Annotated in this window: 16 protein-coding genes; 5 read left to right on the forward strand and 11 right to left on the reverse strand. The window is 58.8% G+C overall.

The genetic code is table 11. From position 1 onward, the window contains the following. The first annotated feature begins 157 nt into the window (after positions 1–157). On the forward strand, positions 158–643 hold the full coding sequence (locus tag AC1D1J_RS07320; protein WP_477688402.1) for a hypothetical protein: 486 nt from the start codon (positions 158–160) through the stop codon (positions 641–643). A 302-nt stretch (positions 644–945) separates the two neighbouring features. After that, positions 946–1293, forward strand: coding sequence for a hypothetical protein (locus AC1D1J_RS07325; protein WP_477694282.1), 348 nt, complete (start codon positions 946–948; stop codon positions 1291–1293). A gap of 73 nt (positions 1294–1366) precedes the next feature. On the opposite strand, the gene alaC is transcribed toward AC1D1J_RS07325, so the two are convergent. Beyond that, entirely contained in the window at positions 1367–2602 is a 1236-nt protein-coding gene (alaC, locus tag AC1D1J_RS07330) for an alanine transaminase (RefSeq protein WP_477694283.1), read from the reverse strand. Positions 2603–2789: 187 nt separating this feature from the next. Here alaC and AC1D1J_RS07335 point away from each other — a divergent pair, with 187 nt between their 5' ends. Beyond that, positions 2790–3989: a cation:proton antiporter gene (locus AC1D1J_RS07335; RefSeq protein ID WP_477694284.1), complete on the forward strand. Its 1200-nt coding sequence runs from the start codon at positions 2790–2792 to the stop codon at positions 3987–3989. Here AC1D1J_RS07335 and AC1D1J_RS07340 read toward each other — a convergent pair. From AC1D1J_RS07340 to urtA, 7 genes are all read right to left on the reverse strand, one after another. Beyond that, a complete protein-coding gene (locus tag AC1D1J_RS07340; RefSeq protein WP_477694285.1) occupies positions 3970–4428 on the reverse strand; it encodes a ribosomal maturation YjgA family protein in 459 nt (152 codons plus the stop codon). The two genes, AC1D1J_RS07335 and AC1D1J_RS07340, sit on opposite strands and share 20 nt — an antisense overlap. Further along, positions 4415–5260: a DUF817 domain-containing protein gene (locus AC1D1J_RS07345; protein ID WP_477694485.1), complete on the reverse strand. Its 846-nt coding sequence runs from the start codon at positions 5258–5260 to the stop codon at positions 4415–4417. Before AC1D1J_RS07345 ends, AC1D1J_RS07340 begins: the two co-directional genes overlap by 14 nt. A gap of 156 nt (positions 5261–5416) precedes the next feature. Continuing rightward, entirely contained in the window at positions 5417–6109 is a 693-nt protein-coding gene (urtE, locus tag AC1D1J_RS07350; protein WP_477694286.1) for an urea ABC transporter ATP-binding subunit UrtE, read from the reverse strand. A 693-nt stretch (positions 6110–6802) separates the two neighbouring features. After that, positions 6803–7687, reverse strand: a complete 885-nt coding sequence (urtD, locus tag AC1D1J_RS07355; RefSeq protein ID WP_477688406.1) for an urea ABC transporter ATP-binding protein UrtD — start codon at positions 7685–7687, stop codon at positions 6803–6805. After that, entirely contained in the window at positions 7684–8802 is a 1119-nt protein-coding gene (gene urtC, locus AC1D1J_RS07360) for an urea ABC transporter permease subunit UrtC (protein ID WP_477694287.1), read from the reverse strand. The genes urtD and urtC overlap by 4 nt, the downstream gene beginning before the upstream one ends. Positions 8803–8815: 13 nt before the next feature. After that, entirely contained in the window at positions 8816–10399 is a 1584-nt protein-coding gene (gene urtB / locus AC1D1J_RS07365) for an urea ABC transporter permease subunit UrtB (protein WP_477694288.1), read from the reverse strand. 271 nt (positions 10400–10670) lie between these two features. Continuing rightward, positions 10671–11942 (reverse strand): urea ABC transporter substrate-binding protein, encoded by a 1272-nt coding sequence (urtA, locus tag AC1D1J_RS07370; RefSeq protein ID WP_457282107.1) that lies wholly within the window; start codon positions 11940–11942, stop codon positions 10671–10673. A 248-nt stretch (positions 11943–12190) separates the two neighbouring features. Here urtA and AC1D1J_RS07375 point away from each other — a divergent pair, with 248 nt between their 5' ends. After that, entirely contained in the window at positions 12191–12712 is a 522-nt protein-coding gene (locus tag AC1D1J_RS07375) for a hypothetical protein (protein WP_477694289.1), read from the forward strand. 279 nt (positions 12713–12991) lie between these two features. On the opposite strand, the gene AC1D1J_RS07380 is transcribed toward AC1D1J_RS07375, so the two are convergent. After that, positions 12992–18076 (reverse strand): phosphorylase family protein, encoded by a 5085-nt coding sequence (locus AC1D1J_RS07380; protein WP_477694290.1) that lies wholly within the window; start codon positions 18074–18076, stop codon positions 12992–12994. Positions 18077–18723: 647 nt separating this feature from the next. Next, the gene (locus AC1D1J_RS07385) at positions 18724–19230 is read right to left on the reverse strand and encodes a LysR substrate-binding domain-containing protein (protein ID WP_477694291.1); all 507 of its coding nucleotides are present in this window, start codon (positions 19228–19230) and stop codon (positions 18724–18726) included. A 492-nt stretch (positions 19231–19722) separates the two neighbouring features. Between AC1D1J_RS07385 and AC1D1J_RS07390 the strand changes: the two genes are divergently transcribed. Then, complete coding sequence (locus AC1D1J_RS07390) at positions 19723–21183, forward strand: sensor histidine kinase (protein WP_477694292.1); 1461 nt, start codon at positions 19723–19725, stop codon at positions 21181–21183. On the opposite strand, the gene AC1D1J_RS07395 is transcribed toward AC1D1J_RS07390, so the two are convergent. Further along, positions 21107–22255, reverse strand: coding sequence for a GlxA family transcriptional regulator (locus AC1D1J_RS07395; protein WP_477694293.1), 1149 nt, complete (start codon positions 22253–22255; stop codon positions 21107–21109). The genes AC1D1J_RS07390 and AC1D1J_RS07395 overlap by 77 nt on opposite strands. Positions 22256–22279 lie beyond the last annotated feature (24 nt).

Genomic DNA, 22279 nt, shown 5'->3' on the forward strand with positions numbered 1-22279 from the left:
AAGCCCCGGCCCGTCAAAAACCGCTGAAAGACCTGTCCTACAGGCGAATGGGCTTAGGGCACGGCTTACCCGGACCTTTTCCTTTCATGGCCGTTTCAGGCAGCGGCCCAGACTCCATTTATCGATATCCATCGAGTTTCGAACAAGGAGTTTGACCATGACCTCATCCCTGAATTTCCGCCTTGCGCGCACTGCTGCCTGTTTCGGCGCAGCCGCCCTGCTTTCCCTGGGCGCTGCTGCCCAGATTGCGTCCGGCACTACCGGGATCGACGCCACGGGTGACGCCAGGAGCGAAATGGCCGCCTGTAACAACGGCAAGACCCAGCAAGACCGGGCCACCTGTATCACTGAAGTCAAGAACGCCAACGCCGCCAAACGCGCCGGCAAGGTCGACAACGCCAATGGCCAGTTTGCCGCCAATGCATTGAAGCGCTGCGATGTCTTCAAGGGCGAAGACCAGGTCGCCTGCCAGGCCCGTATCGTGGGCTACGGCAAGGCTGATGGCAGCGTCGCCGGCGGCGGTGTCGTGCGCCAGGTAGAAACCGTTGTAGTGCCCCCGGGCGCCACCAACGTTCGCGTGCAGCCGCAGACCTCGACAGACATTGTGGTGATCCCGGCGCCCGTCGCCTCACCGCCGCAATAACCAGTTGCCACTCGCTCCGCCGGGGTTTGATGAATTCACCGGATGGAGCAGAAGCAAAGGTGGGCCGCTTGCGGCCCACTTCTTTTTTGTGTGCGTTGTATGGGCAGGTTTTCCACATCGCCGGTTTCTCCAGGCGACGTATATTTCATTCGCCGCCAAACACAGGTAATCCTCCCGTAAAGTCCACCCGGTCAACGGATTTCGCGTGCATGATGAGGGGGACTATCGCGCGTCCACTGCGGGACGCCGTCTCCATGTTCCCCCGGCCATTACCCGCCACGTCACCCGCCACGAAAGCATCCATGCAAAAACCCCAGAACACCTCGCCCGAGAAGCCACAACTGGCGCGAGCGCTCGAAAAAAACGATGCCGTGCAGGACACAGTGGAAAGATCCGCACAAGAACTGCTGCTAATCAACAAGGTCCTCGAAAAAGAAATTCCACCCGCGGTCAAAACAGGCGACGTTGCGATGGCGCTGGTAAAAACCGCGGAACTCGAAGACAAAATCCAGAGCTCCGCGGAAGAGCTGGCGCACGTCAACGACCTGCTGGAACGGGAGATTGCGGAGCGTGCCGAACTGGAGAAAAAACTGCTGGCAGCCACAACCGGTATCGCAGGAAAAGGCACACCCAACGCCACCGACAGTTGAAGAAAACAGCGCCGACACCTTTGGTGCCGGTATGGAGTCATGTCAAAGTGGACCGCTTGCGGCCTACTTTTTTTTAGCCTTCCTGCTTATCGGTTTGTGCGGATTTCAGCACCCCATCCGCCTTGAACATGGCCTTGATGCCGCGCACCGCCTGCCGGATGCGGGCCTCGTTTTCGATCAAGGCAAAGCGCACATGGTCGTCACCGTGGTCGCCAAAGCCGATTCCCGGTGACACGCACACCTTGGCTTTTTCCAGCAGCTGCTTGGCAAACTCCAGCGAGCCCAGCTTGCGGTAAGCCTCGGGAATGCGCGCCCAGATATACATCGACGCCTTGGGGCAGTCCACCGGCCAGCCCGCTTCGGTCAGGCCCCTGTAGAGCACGTCGCGCCGCGCCTGGTATTGCGCGGTAATGTCCTTCACGCATTGCTGGTCGCCTTCCAGCGCGGCAATCGCTGCCACCTGCAGCGGCGTGAAGGTGCCGTAGTCGTGGTAACTCTTGATGCGCGCCAGCGCCGCCACCAGGTCGGGGTTGCCCACCATGAAGCCGACGCGCCAGCCCGCCATGTTGTAGCTTTTGGAGAGTGTAAAAAACTCCACCGCGATGTCCTTGGCGCCCGGCACCTGCATGATGGACGGCGCCTTCCAGCCGTCGAACACGATGTCGGCATAGGCCAGGTCGTGCACCACAAAAATGTCGTGCTTGCGCGCCAGTGCAATCACCTTCTCGAAAAACTCCAGCTCCACGCATTGCGCGGTGGGGTTGGACGGAAACCCCAGCACCATCATCTTGGGCTTGGGGTAGCTGCCGCGAATGGCTTTTTCCAGCTCGGCAAAAAAATCCGTGTCGGGTGTCAGCGGCACCGAGCGAATGTCGGCCCCCGCGATCACCGCGCCGTAAATGTGGATGGGATAGCTCGGGTCCGGGACCAGCACGGTGTCGCCGCGGTCCAGCGTGGCCAGCATCAGGTGGGCCAAACCCTCTTTGGAACCGATGGTGACGATGGCCTCGGTGTCAGGGTCAATCGCCACCTGGTAACGGCTCTGGTACCAGTGCGCAATGGCGCGCCGCAGCCGCGGAATGCCCTTGCTGGCCGAATAGCCGTGCGTGTCGGGCCGCTGCGCGACCTCTGTGAGCTTGGCCACGATGTGCGCGGGCGTGGCGCCATCGGGGTTGCCCATGCTCATGTCGATGATGTCCTCGCCACGCCGGCGCGCCGCGATTCTCAGCTCGGCCGTGATGTTAAAAACGTAGGGGGGAAGCCGGTCAATGCGCGCAAAGCGGCGCTTGCCTGAAGAAGAGGCGGACATAAGAAACTTTCACGTAAGCGCCCGGAACCGTCCGAGCGACGTGGCTGGCAATGGGGCCAGCCGACGCCATGGTAACCGACAGGCAGGCGGCTTACAACCGGCGCCACCGCCATGGTCTACCATGCGGGGCTTGGCCGCCGGCACGGAGCCGGAAGGCATAAAAACAAAGGGAACCATGGACTCCGCAATGACCACCACCGAAACCTATTTGATCGCCATGGCGCTCATCTTCGCGGTGCCCTACCTGATCTGGCGGGTTCTCGGAACCGACTACTACGCGCCACTGGTGGTGGTGCAGATGATCGCCGGCATTTTGCTGGGCCCGGGCATCCTGGGCAAGGTCTACCCCGACTACTACGCCTTTGTCTTCAGCGCGCCGGTGGTGCAGTCGCTCAACGGCATTGCCTGGTGGGCCGTCATGGTGTTTGTCTGGATCGCCGGCATCGAGCTGGACCTCAAAAAGACCTGGGAACACCGGCGCGAAAGCGGCATCACCGCCGGCCTGGCGCTAAGCACACCGCTGGTGTTGGGCTGCGTCGTGGCCGCAGGCATGCTGATGTACCCAGGGTGGCTGGGCACGCAAGGCATGCCCTGGCAGTTTGTGGTGGGTGTCGGCATGGCCTGCGCCGTGACGGCGCTTCCCGTGCTGATCCTGCTGATGGACAAGCTCGCCATCCTGCGCCAGCCGGTTGGCCAGCGCCTGATACGTTACGCCAGCCTCGACGACATCGCGATCTGGGGCGTGCTGGCGCTCATCCTGATGGACTGGAAACGCGTGGGCACCCAGGTCGGTTTCCTCGTGGCGTTCGGCGTCGTGAGCTACGCCTTCCGCAAGCTCATGGTGTGGCTGCCCGAGCGTGACCGCTGGTACGTCGGCTTGATCTGGTTGATCGTCTGCGCCTTCGGCGCGGAATGGGCCGGGCTGGACTACATGATCGGGGCTTTCCTGGCCGGCGCCGTCATCGACGGTGAGTGGTTCGACCAGGAACACATGGACCTGCTGCGCCATCACGTGCTGCTGGTGATGATGCCGGTGTTTTTCCTCAGTGCGGGGCTGCGCACCAACTGGTCCGTCGGCGGAGAAGCCGTTTTTATCGCCGCGGCGGTGCTGCTGGTGGCTTCAGTTGGCGGCAAGTTGATGGGCACTTACATCGCAGGCAAAGTGCTGAAATGGGCGCCCGGTGAAGGCTCCATCATCGGCTGGCTGCTGCAGACCAAGGGCCTGATCATGATCATCTTTGTCAACATCCTGCTGAGCAAGAAAATCATCTCCAATGAGACCTTCACCGCCCTGCTGCTGATGGCCATTGCCAGCACCATGCTGACGGTGCCGATGACGGCACCCCGGCTTCAGCGCATGAAGGAGATCATCTTTCGCTCGAAGTAACAGGCGCAATCGGAGTAATTGGCCTTCTGGCAGCCTTCCAGCGGGCCAGCAGAAACTCCAGCGCCAAAACCAGCAGGAATCCGCAGGCATAGGCCAGCACGTCCATCCAGTCAGCCACCGAACCCAGCAGAATCTTCAGCACCCGGTTCTGCACGTGCCAGCCATTGACGCTGGCCACGTACTGGGCCAGCTCCACGAGGCAACCCACCGCAAACGCCACCAGCGCCAGGCCGCGGGTGTTGGCCTTGATCACGGTCTTGAGCAAAAGGTACACCCACACCACAGCCAGCACGTCGCCGACAAAACCCCGCAGCCAGCGGTGGTGTGACCACACAGTCGCGATCAGCACTTCAATGATGAAGATGAAGACCGCCCAGAGTGCAGCCTCGCGGTCAAAGCGCAGCTTCACGCGGGAAGCGCCTGTCTCAGTCGGGGACATGGATGCGCGCCTTCACATGCTTCAGGTTGGCCACGATGGTGAAGGTCATGACCACCAGCAGTGACCAGGAACTCCATTTGCCCACATGAACAAGGGACCAGGCGCCCAGCTGGTTGGGGTAGTGCCACAGGCTGAAGAACGTGCTGATGTTTTCAGCCACCCAGATAAAGAAGCCGATCAGCAAAAAAGCCAGCAGCAAGGGCATACTCCGGTCCCGGTCATAGGGCCGGAAGATCACCGTGGACCTGGCGTACAAGCCGGCCAGGCAGGCGGCGATGTACCAGCGGTAGTCGCCCCAAAAGTGGTGCGCGAAAAAGTTGCCATAGATCAGCAATGCAATCACCACGCCCATCCAGTAAGGCGGGTGATGCCGGATGCGCAGGTCAAACAATCGCCACGCCTGGATGATGTAGCTGCCCACCGCCGCATACATGAAGCCGGAAAACAGCGGCACGCCAAACACCTTGGTATAGGCAAAGTCCGGGTAGCTCCAGGACTGGATGGACCCGGAAGTCTTGAAGACCTCCAGCGCAAACCCCACCACGTGAAAGAGGCAGATGGCCTTCAGCTCATCCAGGGTTTCCAGCTTGGCCAGCACCATCCAGCCTTGAATCAGCAGCGCTATCAAAAGCAGCAGGTCGTAGCGCGGAACACCGGCCACGCCTGCCCGCGGCACAAGGAACACCGCTGCAAAGAACAGCCCGGCAAAGAGGCAGGCCCTGGCTTCCTTGAGGCCGAAGCAGCCAAACTCCACCAAAAAGCGGCGAAAGCCCGACAGGCCCGCATGAGATTTCGTCTGGATCAGCCAGTTGTCCAACGCAAGCAACGCCATCGGCATCTACCTTTTTTTGATTGTTTTTAGCCGGTTTGTTTCGGCGACCGCTGCGATTCTACGTTCGCGGAACTGATACGAATATCGGCATGCCTGCAGGCACAAAAAAGCCCGGACAAACCGGGCTTTGACGCAAGGCGACGACAGGCACCCTGCTTAAATCGCCACCAGCTGCCGCACGCCGTTGGTTTCCATGTCCTTGCCCTGGCCGCGCGCAATGAATTCGCCGCGCTCCATCACCAGGTAGTCGTCGGCCAGCTCCTGCGCGAAGTCGTAGTACTGCTCCACCAGCAAGATGGCCATGTCACCGCGATCGGCCAGCATGCGGATCACGCGGCCGATGTCCTTGATGATGCTGGGTTGAATACCTTCAGTGGGCTCGTCAAGAATCAACAGCTTGGGCTTGGCCGCCAGTGCACGCGCAATGGCCAGCTGTTGCTGCTGCCCACCCGACAAGTCACCACCGCGCCGGTTCAGCATTTGCTTGAGCACCGGAAACAGCTCATACAGCTCGGCAGGAATCGGCGTGCTGGCGCTTTTGTAGGCCAGGCCCATGCGCAGGTTTTCTTCCACCGTCAGGCGCGCGAAGATTTCACGGCCTTGCGGCACAAAGCCGATGCCTGCGCGGGCGCGCTCATACGGCGTGTTGCCCTGGATGGGTTTGCCGTCGAATTCAATCGTGCCGGTCTTGATGGGGATCAGGCCCATCAGTGATTTGAGCAGCGTGGTCTTGCCCACACCGTTGCGGCCCAGCAGCACCGTAACCTTGCCCAGGTGAGCGTCCAGGCTCACGTCCCGCAGGATGTGGGAGCCGCCGTAGTATTGGTTGATGTTTTTTACTTGGAGCATATGGCTTCCTCACTCCGCCGAGGGCTGGGTTTTGTCGAATGAGCGCGTCCTGCTGAGGGTAGCTGGCCGGGGGTTGCCCGGCATGCAAGTAACTTTCTTTTGCTTCGCCAAAAGAAAGTCACCAAAGAAAAGGCGACCCTGGTTCCTGCGTCCCTGCGCTTCGCTACGGGCAACCTGCGGTGCTCGGTCCAGCCGGGGTCAAAAACAACTCGCCTGCGGCTCAAACAAGTTTTTGCCCTGATCCGTCTGGCCCTGCGCTCCTCGGCGCATCCACAAGGGCCAATCGGGAGCGGGGACTGAAGGCCGAAAACAAAAGACAAATACCAACAAGGACTCGCCACGGCGAGTCCTTGTTTCTTGCGGTCTTCGGGGTTCTGTCTTTGGCAGTTTGGGTATTCGGTTTTGGTATTCCTCTCCCCACCCCCTTCTGTCTGCGCCGAGGAGCGCAGGTTCAGGCGGATCAGGGATCGCGATTGTCTGAGCGAAGCGAGTTCGAGCGAGACCCCGCCTGGACCGAGCACCGCAGGTTGCCCGTAGCGAAGCGCAGGGACGCAGACAGCAGGGTCGCCTTTTCTTTTGCTTACTTTTCTTTTGGCGACGCAAAAGAAAAGTGAGTTGCCGCCGGGCAACCCCCGGCCAGCCGCCCACAGCAAAGAGCACACCGCCGGAGCAAGAACAGGCGAAGATAAAACCTCAACGGCCAAGATACACCTCAATAACCCGCTCATCCGCCTGAACCTGGTCCAGCGTCCCCTGCGCCAACACAGACCCATCACACAGCACGGTAACGATCTCCGAAATCGTCTTGATGAAACTCATGTCGTGCTCCACCACCATCAGCGAATGCTTGCCCTTGAGTGTCAAGAACAGCTCTGCCGTGCGTGCCGTTTCTTCATCGGTCATGCCAGCCACCGGCTCGTCGAGCAGCAGCAGCTTCGGGTCCTGCATCAACAGCATGCCGATCTCCAGCCACTGCTTTTGCCCATGGCTCAGGTTGCCGGCCATACGGCCCACACTGTCTGCCAGGTGAATCGTCACCAGGATCTCGGCCAGCCTGTCGCTTTGTGTTGAATCGAGCTTGAAGAACATCGAATGCTTCACGCCCTTGTTGGTCTTGAGCGCGAGCTCCAGGTTTTCAAACACGGTGAGCTGCTCAAACACTGTGGGCTTCTGGAACTTGCGGCCTATCCCCAGCTGGGCGATTTCGGCTTCCTTGTGGCGCAGCAGGTCAATCGTGCTGCCGAAAAACACCGTGCCTTCATCGGGCCGGGTCTTGCCGGTGATGATGTCCATCATGGTCGTCTTGCCGGCTCCATTGGGGCCGATGATGCAGCGCAGCTCTCCGGGCGCAATGTCCAGGCTCAGCTTGTTGATGGCCTTGAAGCCGTCGAAGCTGACGCTCACATCTTCCAGGTACAGGATACGGCCGTGGGTAACGTCTACCTCGCCGGTGGCATGAGCAATACGGCGGCCACTGGCGCTACGGCCACCCGATGCCGTATTGGCCTTGCCGGCTTCCAGCGCGGCCAGGCGCTCTTCAATGCGGCGTGCGCCCTGCTCAAGAAGGTCGGGGGTCATTTGCCACCCCCTTTACGAAGCTTCTTGACCAGGCCCACCACCCCATCGGGCAGGAACAGCGTGACGCTGATGAAAAGTGCCCCCAGAAAGTACAGCCAGAATTCGGGATACGCCACCGTCAGCCAGCTCTTGGCGCCATTGACGATGAAGGCGCCCACAATCGGCCCGATCAGGCTGGCGCGTCCTCCCACTGCGGCCCAGATGGCAATTTCAATCGAATTGGCCGGGCTCATCTCGCTCGGGTTGATGATGCCGACCTGCGGCACATACAGCGCACCGGCCACACCGCACATGATGGCCGAAATCACCCAGATGGTGAGCTTGTAGCCCAGCGGGCTGTAGCCCGAGAACATCACACGCGTTTCAGCATCGCGAATAGCCTGCAGCACGCGGCCAAACTTGCTGCCCACCAGCCATTTGGCAAACAAAAAGAAGCCCAGCAGCGTGAGGCCCGTCATGATGAACAGCGTCATGCGCATCGACGGCGTGGCAATCGGGATGTTGAGAATACGCTTGAAGTCGGTAAAGCCGTTGTTGCCGCCAAAACCGGTTTCATTGCGAAAGAACAGCAGCATGGCCGCAAACGTCATGGCCTGGGTGATGATGGAAAAGTAAACGCCCTTGATGCGCGAGCGGAACGCGAAGAAGCCAAACACAAAGGCAATGAGGCCCGGCACCGCCACAATCAAAAACAGGGTGGCGGCAAAGCTGTCGCTGAAAGTCCAGTGCCAGGGCAAGGTCTTCCAGTCAAGGAACACCATGAAGTCGGGCAGGTCGCTTTTGTAATTGCCGTCGCGGCCAATCTGGCGCATGAGGTACATGCCCATGGCGTAGCCGCCCAGTGCAAAGAACACGCCATGCCCCAGCGAGAGGATGCCGGTGTAGCCCCAGATCAAGTCCATGGCCAACGCGCAGATGGCGTAGCACATGATCTTGCCGAGCAGCGCCACGGCGTAGGTGCTCATGTGGAACACGCTGCCCTCGGGCACCCACAGGTTGAGGATGGGCGCAATGGCGCAGACGGCGATCAGTGCCATCATGAAGGCGCTCCAGCCGCCGCGCGTAAGCAGTGGGCCCTTGGCCGGAAGGTGCACGATAGTTGGCATCGGGGTCATGGTGGTCGTCATCTCAGGCCTCCGCACTGCGGCCCTTCATCGCGAAGATGCCCTGCGGCCGCTTCTGGATGAAGATGATGATGAACACCAGCACGGCAATCTTGGCCAGCACGGCGCCCGTCCAGCCTTCCAGGAATTTATTGAGGATGCCCAGGCCCATCGCGGCATACACCGTGCCCGCCAGCTGGCCCACGCCGCCCAGCACCACCACCATGAACGAATCCACGATGTAGCCCTGGCCCAGGTCAGGCCCCACGTTGCCCACCTGGCTCAGCGCGCAGCCCGCCAGGCCGGCAATGCCCGAGCCCAGCGCGAAGGCGTAAGTATCAACGCGGGCCGTGTTCACACCCATGCAAGAGGCAATCGGCCGGTTCTGCGTGACGCCGCGCACAAACAGGCCCAGCCGTGTGCGGCTGATCAGCCAAGCCACGCCCAGCAGCACCGCCACGGCAAACACAATGATGACCAGCCGGTTGTAAGGCAGCGAAAGATTGCCCAGCACCTGCACGCCACCGCTCATCCACACCGGGTTTTCAACACCCACGTTTTGCGCGCCAAAAATCGAGCGCACCAGTTGCTGCAGCATCAGGCTGATACCCCAGGTGGCCAGCAGTGTCTCCAGCGGCCGGCCATAGAGGAAGCGGATCACGCTGCGCTCCAGCGCCGCGCCCATCAGCGCCGAAGCCATAAAGGCCACCGGCACCGCGGCCAGCAAATACCAGTCAAACGCGCCGGGAAAGTATTTCTGGAACACGCCCTGCACCACGTAGGTGGCATAGGCGCCAATCATCATCAGCTCGCCGTGCGCCATATTGATGACGCCCATCAACCCGTAAGTGATGGCCAACCCCAGCGCCACCAGCAGCAAGATGCTGCCCAGGCTGATGCCGCTGAAAATCGCGCCCAGCTTGTTGCCCCACTCCAGTGAGGCCTCAACCTTGGCCAGCGCGGCTTGAAGGGCCACCTTCACGTCGGCATCGGCCTCGGTGCCTAGGCGTTCTATCAGCACCGTTTTGGTATTGGGGTTCTTGCTGCCGGCCAGCTGCGCGGCGGCTTCCAGGCGCTTGGCCTTGTCGGTGCTGCCCAGCATGATGGCGGCGCGCATCAGCTCAAGCTGGTTCTTCAGCTCGGGCACGGTTTCAGCCGCGTAGGCTTTTTCAATCAACGGAAGCCGCGCTTCGTCGTTGTCACCGCCCAGCGTCTTGATCGCATCGCGCCGCTGCTTCTCGTCTTTGGAAAACAGCTTCAACGCGGCCAGCGCGTTGTCGATCTCGCTGCGCATCAGGTTGGGGTTGATCACGTCTTCAGCATCAGCCGGCAGCGGCACCTCGGCGCCGGTGATCGGGTCAAAGGCTTTGTCGTCTTTCACAACAAAAACCTTGTCGCCCTTGGTTTTCACCGCATCGTCAGACAGCGCCTGTATGAATGCGGCCGTCTTCTCGTCAGCCTTGGCAGCGGCCTTGCCCAAGGCCTCCACACGTGCCTCCGTTTCGCCAATTGACATGCCTTTTACCTCCTCAGGGCTTAAGGCATGGGCGCGAGCAGCTATCAAAAGCGTAGCAAGAAGGAGTAAGCGGAGAAGTGAGTAACGGAGCATAGGGGAAAGAACCTGTAGGTTGGGCACAGCACGCAACCGTGTTGCGCCCAGACTGCAACTTCCTGAGGGGCACCGGCCCCGCTCCTAAGAGCAAGAACCAGGCCGTAGACACCAAAACGGCGTCAAGACTGGAAGAACCAGAACCACTCCATTGAAGAAGTGGTCCAGAGAGCGTAGCGAGCAGCCCGAGGTGGGTTTTGCAGCGCGGAGCCGTACAGAGGTACGGCGAGCACTGCAAGGCCCAGATCGGGTTGCGCAGTAGCTCTATGGCTTACTTCTTGACGGGTTCGTCTGGCTTTTTGTCGTTCCCTTCAATGTATGGGCTCCATGGCTTGGCCTTCACAGGGCCAGGCGTCTTCCACACTACATTGAACTGGCCGTCGGCCTTGATTTCGCCGATGAAGACCGACTTGTGCAGGTGATGGTTCTTCTCATCCATCTTGCTCACGATGCCGGAAGGCGCGTTGAAGGTCTGGCCGGCCATGGCGGCGATGACCTTGTCGGTGTCGGTGGACTTGGCTTTTTCAACAGCCTGCTTCCACATGTTGATACCGATGTAGGTGGCTTCCATCGGGTCATTCGTCAAAGGCTTGTCAGAGCCAGGGAGCTTCTTGGCTTTGGCATAGGCAGACCACTTCTTGATGAACTCGGTGTTGGCCGGGCTCTTGATCGACTGGAAGTAGTTCCAGGCAGCCAGGTGGCCGACCAGGGGCTTCGTGTCCACGCCGCGCAGTTCTTCTTCACCCACGCTGAACGCAACCACTGGCACGTCTTTGGCCTTCAGGCCGGCATTGCCCAGCTCTTTGTAGAAAGGCACGTTGGAGTCACCGTTGATGGTGGACACCACAGCCGTCTTGCCGCCTTGCGAGAATTTCTTCACGTCAGCCACGATGGTTTGGTAATCGCTGTGGCCGAAGGGGGTGTATTTCTCGTCGATGTCGGTGTCTTTGACACCCTTGCTCTTGAGGTAGGCGCGCAGAATCTTGTTGGTGGTGCGTGGGTACACATAGTCAGTGCCCAGCAGAACCCAACGCTTGGCGCCGCCGCCGGCCTTGCTCATCAAATAGTCGACCGCAGGAATAGCCTGCTGGTTAGGCGCTGCACCCGTGTAGAACACGTTCTTGGAGAGCTCTTCGCCTTCGTACTGCACGGGGTAGAACAGCAGGCCGTTCATTTCTTCGACCACCGGCAGCACCGACTTGCGGGACACAGACGTCCAGCAACCGAAGATGACGGAGACTTTGTCCTGACCGAGCAACTGCTTGGTTTTTTCAGCAAACAGGGGCCAGTTGGAAGCCGGGTCAACCACCACGGGCTCGAGCTTCTTGCCCATCACGCCGCCCTTGGCATTGATCTCTTCGATCGCCATCAGCACGGTGTCTTTCAGGGTCGTTTCAGAAATTGCCATGGTGCCCGACAGGCTGTGCAAGATGCCAACCTTGATGGTGCCGCCCGCTTGGGCAAAAGCGGCAGGCATGGCGCCAAGGCCTGCCAGTGCGACTGCGGCGGTCATCGCCTTGAGGGTAAATCGACGTTGTTGCATGTGAATCCTCGCTCCGGTAGATAGGTGTGTGAATCGCGTTTCGCTGCGTCAAAACCAGGGGAAACCAAGGCTTTTACACAGCGATGAACCGATTCTGGGGACCGGAGGGGGATTGGGGAATACGCCGGGTGGCGTATGCGGGGTGGCCGGTATGCTGTGGGGTGCCGGTGAGGGCCGGCATTACAGGGAGGCCACTGCATCCACCGACCTCTCTCCAATATCAAACTAAAAAAAGAGGACTCTCTTCTATGAACGCGCTGGTTTCCCGCTCTTCACACCTGGTCATCCTTGCCTTGACCGCCACAATCCTCGCAGGGTGCCAGACCACCAAGCCCGGCCCAAGCGCAAGCAACCCCGAGCCCAAGATTCTTTCCGTCACCCGCGTAGGAGGAAAAGGCATCCCCAACGGCCGCACAGATTCAACAGCGCCCTACTTTCGGACACTCAAGTTGCCCATCGCCACCGACCCGGGCTACGGCTACTCTGCCGCCAAACCCATCAAGACAGGACCGAGAGACAAGAGCTTTCACCATCTGTACCTCAACTCACTGCGCGGACCAAAAGGCGAACCCGTGACCTATGAACGCCGAGGCGCCTGCTGCGAATACGAGGACAAATCGATCCCGACGGGTAGCGGGCTCCCCTCAGGTGGCGGGCTGCTGGATGTCTATGACATTCAGGTTGACGGAGGCGGCAAGACCATCACGATTTACGTGGATATGTATCGGATGGGGCCGCCGTTGCTGCCGGTTGGGTTTACGGCTCGGTAGGGAAGAGAATCGCGTTTCGCTGCATCTAAACTTGGGGATACCAAGACTTCTAAACAGAGATAAACCAATCTGAAGACCGGAACGGGACTGGGGAATACGCCGGGTGGCGTATGCGGAGGGGATGCGGCTCGAGCGGAGTTGGCAGCAATTTGCGCTCGCCGCAACTCTCTTTGGAGTCGCACAACCTGTTGTTAGCTATGCGAAATATGTACTTATCGATAGCTAGTGATTTGTACCCTAATAGCTCCTGTACGGGGTGGCGACATTTACCTAAAGAGCCTATGTTGATACGCGCCGCTCACGGCGAGGTCTACGTCGTCTTGCAAGGCGTAGCCGTGCGGCGCCCTGGTTAGGTCCGAACCGGCCGTCGATTTCGATCAAAGTATCTCGGGCACCATAGGCATCGAGTTCAATCATCGCCTCGAACAGATCGACGCCAGACTGACGTGACGTTCCGCCAAGTCTGTGAAGCGTGAGGGCCAGGTCCGTTATTTGCGGTGCAGCGATTGCTGTTCCAGTCCGCACATCTCCTAGCTCGCCACGCCAAGCCGCCACAAGCTTCTTAGCGATAGTCGCAACAAGCTCCGCCTCGTGTGGGAGTAGTGCTTGTAGACGCTCCACAACAAAGTGAGAGGGCGCAGCAGACATGTCAGTGGCGGGGTCGGCCAATGCACGTAGCAATTGAATCGTTGAGGCATCGGGTGTAAGTTCGTCGCTCACCCTGAAGACATCCATCACAACAGCGACCAAGTCCTTACTCGCACCTTTCAACAGGGCCACCAAGGTCTCCCCAGCAATCTGCCCGAACTTCGGGTCGCTCCTCATATTGACCGCAGCATACGCCAACCCAATCTTCATTTCGACAGTGCCAGATGCGGTAAGTTCATTTCGCGCTCTTATCCAGTCGCCCTTAGCATTGACTGTAGAGACTAGCCCCACAAGTTCACCATATGCTCGCTGAAAGAAAAGACGATCCGATTTGCGCCAATCGGCAATGAGTTCGAACACTAGGTGGTCGTCCCACCGCTGAGCGTGCGCAAGAAAGATAACGGCCTCCCGAGTCGCGAGGATTTCAGGGAAACGAGAAAACAACTTGCGAAGGAAGGTCGACACCACTTGTGGCGTTGATCCACCTGAATTTCCCAGCCTATGGAGAAGGGCTTTCCAAATATTCGGATCGCACTCACGTCGAAGGTGATCGTCGAGAATAGCGAAATATTTATCCCGACCGACCTCTTTCCTGCCCAAGAGAATCGAAGCTAGCGCTGAGAGTACGTTGAAGTTGCCGCCCGGAAGAATCGACGCAGCTCCGTGCCCCCATAGCAAACTCTCATCCCGAACGCTTCCATCTTCCGAACTCAAAGTAGGTGCGCTGCTTTTTTCTTCATCTTCGTCGCCCTCCGGGACAGGAGCAGATTTCAACCATTCAACCAATATGTCGACGACATCATCACCTATATCAGTTCTTCTAGTCGCAATTTTTTCAATGGCCCGTGCTGCGGAGCTCGTGAACTCCCTTGCTCGAAATCCGCGCGCGCGCAAATCAAGAAGGGCTTCAACTATACGGCTGTCATTCGACGCATCGTCAGCCATCGACTCAAGCGCATAACCGGCGGCCCGCTCTTGACGGAGAGGTTCAAACTGTTCGATCAGACGGATCGCTCTTTCAGGATTGGCCCGTGAAAACTCGGCGAAAGCGCGGGACAGTTGAATATTGCCGCCTCGCATCCAATGTGTTGGATGATCCCAATTTGCATTGTCGGGGATCTCGTTGAAAATTTTGAGGACGTCGCGATCTTTTGCCTTGGTCATCGCACTAGCTTCCATAGGCGAACCAATGAAACCACCCTCACCCGCGTTTATCGCCCAATCGAAACGGTCGCCCAGCGCGCGCTGTTCAGCTTCCACCAGCTCGCGGTTTTCGTTAGTTAGCCGCTCTACGCCTAGTGCTCGGAGAAGATCTTTTTTAGTTGCTCGAACTAAGTCTGCGAACATTTTTCGCTGCTCCGGCTCCTTGATGTGAACCGGAACGTCGGGCCGATAACTTAGTACCGCGTTCTCAAATCGACCAATCTCCTCTTTCGTCCAATGCGGAGCCAAGGCGCGCAAAAGGTCTATGGTCGTGCGTCTGTAGCCATATGCAGTGCCGAGTTGGAATCGTCGCTGATCGAGGAGTAGCCATTCAAGAGCTTTGGATGCCAATTGATCTGCCGCTATTTCATATCCATGCGATATCAACTGTTGCACGGCCAAAATTTCCAGATCGGAATTCGAATTCGCCCAGTCCAAGAATTGGTGGGGTGACTTCTTTGCAAGTTCCTCGACCGCAATCTGAACAGCACTCATCACTGCCTTTTCGCGCGACGTTGCTTGAGCCTCTGAAGATTCAAATTCAACTTCGAGAACGTACAGACCAGGATACATATGCGAGACTTCTTCGCTATCTCTAGCGGCAAGAATTTCCGAGAATACCGAGACGTACCACGACCAACAAGTTTGCAGGAACGCCAGCGGTGCAGCTTCTGCTAAAGACGGGATATCGTCCCACTCCCCTGAGTCGAGGAGATTCTTAAATGGCTTTGCTTCGTCATGGCGAATGTGCCAAACTGCCTTCTCGTCCTCTGCCCCATCTATCGGAAACTGTGGTGGCTTTGGCATACCCTTCGCCTCGACTAGAAGGAAGTCGAGCTTCGCTCGAACCAATCGTAGAGCTACTTCTGGCTGCGCTACAGCCAGTGTCATTGCGACGTGGCTTACATGCCATGCAGCGATTGGGCTGCGTCCGAGGATAGTTTTCGCTAATTCTTCAATCTCGTCAGTCCAAAAGGGACATTCGTTTATGACGGTCCACGCGTAGGTGTCTTTCTCGAGATAAGGTAGCCAGCACTCCCTGATGAGTCGGATCACCCGATCTTCATCTGTTTTCCAAGCTAGTCCAAGGATTCGAGCCGCTTGGCCAGCTTCGGGGTCAGAGCCCAACATTGCGTCTCGAATGGCGGTCGAGGCGAAGTGAGGAAACCAACCTGAATTTCCTCCAATCGCCTTGAGGCCAAACATTCGGAGCCCGGGCAAATTAAGCACTTCTGCCATGCAGGTTCTCTCGAATTCCAACGGCTGAATGACTTGACCAAGAAACTCGATCAAAAGTAGTCGAAGATGGCGTCGGAGGTTTTTAGTCTTCCAAATTCCGATGAATTCGCGCTCGTAGGAGCTGACCTCGGCTTCTCGCAGGTAATTTAATGCTGACCAGACTTTTGCACGTACGAATAACGAGTCTTGACGCTCTAGGACATATGTCGAGAGCAATCCTGCGTTTCTAACGAATGTCCTGGCGAGGACGTAGTCGAAGAGCGTCTGATGACTAAAAGCGACGCTAAGATTGTTCTCTGACCGAACAATGAATCCCAACGCCTCCAGCCGCTTGAGATAGCTCAAGCGATCATCGAAGCGCGAAGCCGCAAGCCAAAGGGCCTCTTCCTCCGCCATTTTTCCAGCTAGGTTAGATGCAAGCGCGATAAGACCCATGCTGTCATCGGCTGAGGCAACACGATCATTCCAAAACTGCTCGAGCATTGCTTGATACGTGCTGAAGGGTTCAGTTCGACCTGAACTCACAAGAGCGATGAACGTCTTCAATGCCTGCGGAATACGCACCACATCTCGTGCTTTTTCGGGCCAAGCATCGGGATCAATGCCGACCTCAGAAAGTCGCTCTTTCACTTCATGCCAAGGTGGAAGCGCAAGCGTCACCGCTTCAGCTTCGATCGTCCGCAGTCGAACATCGTGGTTGAATTCGAACGTACGCGCAGACAGCAGAACGTGAACATTGGGCATCCCGGCAATCCGACGAACTAGATTGAGGAGGACATTCAATCGTCCCGTTTGAAGGTCAAGTTGGCTTGCAAGCGCGTCTAGTTGATCAACGAGAACGTATACCGGCTCCAGTGCCGATAAGCGGAAGATAAGATCACTTGGCAGCGCCGGTAACTGCAGTTCGCGCTGTAGGTCCATTTCGGTTCGTATTTCTGTCGAAAGGAAATCCGCTTTCAGAGCGAATACCGGAGCACCGCGTTCCAATAGGTCGGCTGCAATCCTCGAAAGAAGCGCTGACTTGCCTGAGCCGGGCTCACCAAGCAGCACCGTCGCGCTAGTATTGAGCTGAAAGCGGGCCTCAATCCCTTCCCGTTCCGGCCGCTCCATCCAGCGACCATTCGGAAGTGTTTTTTGCCAGGAGAGGAGATCAACAGATGCTGCAGCCAAAGCCGTTTTGGCCTCTTCCGCTTCGCCGATCAATGCCAAAGGCGTCGCACCAAGAAGAGTAACGCCGCCGTCGGACGCGACCTCCCTAAGCTTCGCTAGGTCTATGGCCGCGAGATCACTCTCCCGAACACTCAGCACGAGCCGAACGGACCCAACGTCAACGCGAACCAATTTCAACTTCTCGTCGCCCATCGAATGCTTTAGCCTTTCGACGACGGCATCGATTTTTTCCTTCGACCATTCGTCCTTCGAGCCTTCGAAGTTGAAAACAAACTCTACCCGGCGCTCTTCGGTGGAAGGGGCATCGAACGTTTGTACGGTCATCGGCTTCTTGGCTTCACCACCAATCAAAGGCTTTTCCGTCGTCGGAACCTTGCTACGGAACGAAAGGATGCTGAACGCAAAGGCCGCAGCGTGGGCTGCCGCAATCGGTTGATGCAATTTATCCTTCTCGTGATCTTTTCCGGCACACATATCGGAGATACCACGCACAACGATGGCCGGCGTGTTCTCGTAATGCGCGGCGTTCATGGCGCCCCACCCCTCCATTTCAACAGCCCCACTTTCGTTAAAGTGAGAACGAAGCCAAGCAAAGCGGGCTGACTTCCCCCCTGCCACAACCTCTTCCCCGGAAACGATGCCCTTAATGACAGCCAAAGGCGGAAAGTCACAGGGATAGTCCACCCTTTTTGGTAACTCCATGCCTGTCGGTGCACGAATTAGGTCTATCCACTCATTCGAATAGATGAGGCCTTGCGAGGCAGTCAGGAGCTCTCGAGCGGGGACCAAAGAGTGGGGTCTGCCGAGAGTCTCCGTGTCCTCAACCTTCCCTGAGTGGCCGTTATGAACATAGTCGCCAATCACGACGCTGCCGATCGGAATATCTGCCTTCAACGACCCGGCGACACCGACGAACATCTGCGCATTGAAGCTTCCAAATTCCTGATGTGCTTTACTGATAACGAGACCTGCGTCGGAGTTTCCCTGAGACGTGATGGCGTGAACGACGAGCCAATCTCCCGCAGGATCCGAAAAACGGCCGTACTCGTAAAATGCGCCTTTCTCACCCACTAGTACCTCGGAGTCAGAGAGGTAGGCTTTCACGGAACGGCTCTCGTGGACGACCGTTGTGACAATGAGTGCACGTCGAGGGTGGCCGCGAAATTCTTCTTTCACATCGGCTGGAGTGCGATAGGTCGTACCCCTGCGCGAGTCCACTTCAACAGGACGTGACGCTGATTGGAGGATGTCGACGTCATGTTTGGTTTTGAACCGCTGACGACCAGTGCTTCTCGGTAGCGGCTCCTCTTTTGCCGCGCTAACGGGACCAAACAGGTTTCTAACGAACCGAACAATCCCCAAAAGACACTCCCTCAAGTGTTGTTAGAAATAAGAGGTTTTAGCTCCCTTAGAGAAGGCATCATAAGTGTCTCTAGGGAATCGCGTATAGGCTATTGTTTGCGTGTTGTGGATTTACGGTTGTAGAGACTATTCAAACCTACAGACACCTTAAGAGTCGTCGAGTCGGTTCGTCCGCACCACCCTTGAGCACCACCCATGTTCACACGGATTAAGCCAACTCATTCGATTCAATGTAAGGCTTCTCACCAAGGGTTTGCACTTAGTACAACTGGGGGATGCTTAGCCCTTGCTTGACGCACAGAGTTTGTCCTGTCGATCTGCAATGTCGATGCGGATTCATGAACGATCCTTGGACCAACCAACAATGAACAGCCTAAGGTGCCCACCCCTTACTCCCGCAGCGCGGCCAGCACCCATTCCTCAAACAGCCGAATATTCCCCTGCTCACGCCGCTCAGGCGGGTAGGTGAGGAAGTAACCATTCCCGCTGTCGACCTCGATGTCGAAAGGCATCACCACCTTCTGCGAGGCGATCAGGTCCGTGAACAATGCGGCGTCGGCGATGGCAACGCCCAGGCCGCGCTCTGCGCTTTGTACACACATGTCCACCATGTCAAACAGCTGCTCGCGCGCGCCCTGCAAGTCCGGCACGCCGACGCCGCGCAGCCACGTCAGCCATTCATGCCGGTTGGCTGTGGCATGCAGCAGGGTCACGCCGGCGAGGTCGCGCAGCTCGCGCAGGCCGGCGGCCAGCTGGGGCGTGCAAAGGGGCACCAGGCGCTCACGCATCAGCAGCACTTCAACCACCTGCGGCCAGCCGCCTTTGCCGTGGGCAATGATGGCGTCTGCATGGGTGTTGCTGAAATCGAGTGCGTCTGTCCAGTGGGTCGTTGGCAAAAGGCTTTACCCGCATGATGCTGCCGCCGAGACAATCACTTCATCCGTCCCGCGCTAGGCTCACACACCCAAGCCATGAATAAAAAGGTACACGTTCCGCCTGTGTAACCACCGCACAAAGACAACCAAAGACGGCTCGCCCAACGCCGCCAACACTGGCAAGATCAGCACAAGGCTGGCGGGGCAACAGAAAACAAACTTTCACGCCCCGGCTGCCGTGAAGCCAATGGAATACGGCGCACCGCCAAACGGCCGCGCCGCAATCCCCGATACCTCGCAAGGAAGGTCTTCATGAAGACCCCCCAAGCGAAAGGCGGGGCAGATTCCGTAAGCCAAATAATAGGTAGAAGCCCCCAATCCCGCCCTCTTCTTCCCACCCGGTACCCAAGGGAAAATCACTGATATTGTTGTTGCCCGCACCCCGCCCCGCTCACAGAAGAATCCGCTCTCAATGACGCCCACCACGCCAGCAGCCCCTGAAGGCGCCGTTCGATGACCCCACGCGAGACCTGGATCAGCGTGCAGCTGGCCCGCACGTTTATGCAAAATGCGCGGCCTACGCTGCATGCGGCCGTGCTGATCATTCTGGTGGTGGTGGCAATGCTGCATGGGCGTGTGGCGCCATGGGACTTGTGGGTATGGACCCTGGCCACCTGCTCCATGACGCTGCTGCGTTATGCCATCCTGCATGCTTACCGCCACCGCCTGGCAGAAGCCGACGGGGTGGCGCTGCGGGAGTTCATGTCGCTCCTTGGATGGGCCTGGCCCTTGAGCGCGGTGGTCTGGGGCTCGCTGATGTTTGTGGTGTACCGCCAGGCCCCCATTGAAGACCAGCTGGTGTGCATCATGATCCTGGGGGGCATCGCGGTGGTCGCGGTGGCTTCGGGCCCGCCGAGCTTGCGTACCGTCTCAGCGTACTGCAACGGCTTGAGTGCCTCGGTGCTGGCGGCCCTGGCCTGGCGAGTAGACCTGACGGGGGGTGTTCCTTCGGTGCTCGACACCGGCGCCGAAATGGGGGTGGTGCTGGTCTTCCTGTGGGTGGCCCATGTGACGGGCCGGCGCATGTACCGGGCCCAGCGCATCAGCCTGGAGCGGCAGTTCGACCGCCAGGAACTGATCAAGGCCCTGGAGGAGCGCAAACAGGCCCTGGCGGAGGCGGAAGCCGTGCGGAGCAGCTTTATTGCCAGCGCCGCGCATGAGCTGCGCCACCCCGTGCATGCGCTGGGCCCGTATGCCGACTGGTTGACGGCGGAGCCGGAGTTTGCGGCGCAGATTGCGCGCAAGATTGGCGATTCGACACGCAAGATTGACGAGTTGTTTGAATCGCTGTTCAGCCTGGCAGGGCTGGAACCGGCTTCGCTGAGCGTGCACCTGCAGCCGGTAGACCTGGCCGCGCTGGTCCACACGCTGGCCGAAGAGCACACGCCGCAGGCGCGCGAAAAAGGCCTGCGACTGCGCACCCGAACCGCCGCGGGACGGGCGGTGTCAGACCCGGTGCTGCTCACGCGGCTGGTGGGCTGCCTGCTGTCGAACGCCTTGCGCAACACGCATGGCGGCGGTGTGTTGCTGGCCGCGCGGCAGCGCCGGGGCAAGTGGCGCATAGAGCTGTGGGACACAGGCACGGGCGTTGCGCGTGAACGCCAGCAGACTTTCTCTGAAGGCATCCCGCAGCAGGGCATGGCCGAGGGCTTTGGGCTGGAGCTGGCGGTCGTCTACCGCCTGAGCCAGCTGCTGGGGCACCCCGTGGGCATGACGGACCGCCGGGGGCGGGGCAGCGTCTTCTGGGTGGAGCTGCCCCGATACGAAGAGGTTGAGAAAAGCGGAAATGCTCCCCGCGGGCCTCTACCTGGGCCTCTATCTGGGCCAGTAATTGAGCCTACACCTCCACCGCAGGCAACGCCTTCCGCAGCCGCCCGGGCGAAACACCATACAGCTGTTGAAAGTGCCGGATGAAGTGCGAGGCATCGGCAAAGCCGCATTCGTAGGCGATGGTGCTCACCGGTGAATCGGTTGAGGTCAGCAGCCACCGGCCGTATTTGAGCCGGGAGTTGCGGTAAAACCCTGAAGGGGAAGCGCCCGTTTCTGCCAGAAAAACCCTTTCAAGTTGCCGGCTGCTGGAATCCACAATTTTGGCGATGACGGAAATTTCAAGCGGCGTGGTGATGTTCTTTTCCATCAGCACAATGGCCTGGCGGAGCTTGTCGTTGTCGGCACAGGCATAACCCAGCGCGCGCCGGCGCGCGACGTGCGAGATGGCGGATTTGCGGGTTACCGTCATCTGGTGCACAACCTTGGCGGCGCGGTCCGGCCCGCAATGCAGGCGAATCAGCTCTGTGGCCAGCTCGATGATGGAGATACCGCCCGCGCAGGTGATCCGGTCACCATCAAAGATGTAGTCGCAGTTGGTGGTGAAGGGTAGATCGGGAAAGGCTTCCTTCCAGTCATTGACATGGAAGGGATGAACACAGGCCATGCGGCCTTGCATGAACCCATGCCGCGCAAGCGCAAAGCTGCCGGTGCAAATGCCGATCAACGGCACACCGGCTTTTGCGGCGTGGTTCAGAAACTTCACACCTCGAGGGTCGGCCGTTTTCATGAAGGGCAGCAAGCCCCCGATCACCGCCACGTAATCAAAGTTGCAGTCTGACGAAGCCGCGGGCAGCGTGGCCACTTCGACGCCGCAGCTGGAGGCCACGGTCTCGCCGGCGGCGCTGAGCACCGCCCACGTGCAGCGAAGCTGCCGGCTCTGGTCGCCCAGGTCTGCGGCGTGGCGCAGCGCATCGCACAGCCCCGCCAGCGACAACAGGGGAAAACGCGGGCACAGAAAAATACCGACCCGCAGTTCCACACCGGTTTTGGGAGGCGTTTTGGCCTTGGCCGCGTCAAGCCGGTCCACCAGCTGGTTGCCCTCATCCTGTGCGCCGGCCGCCTTGTTGGCCTTCGCGGGTGCACGCTTTGCCCGCTTTGCCGCCGCAGCTTTGGGCGCAGAAGCGGCCTTTGTCGGTAATTTTCCTGAATGTCGCATACGTTCAATTTACACGCCAAAGCT

The organism is Polaromonas sp. P1_F8 (assembly GCF_056405635.1).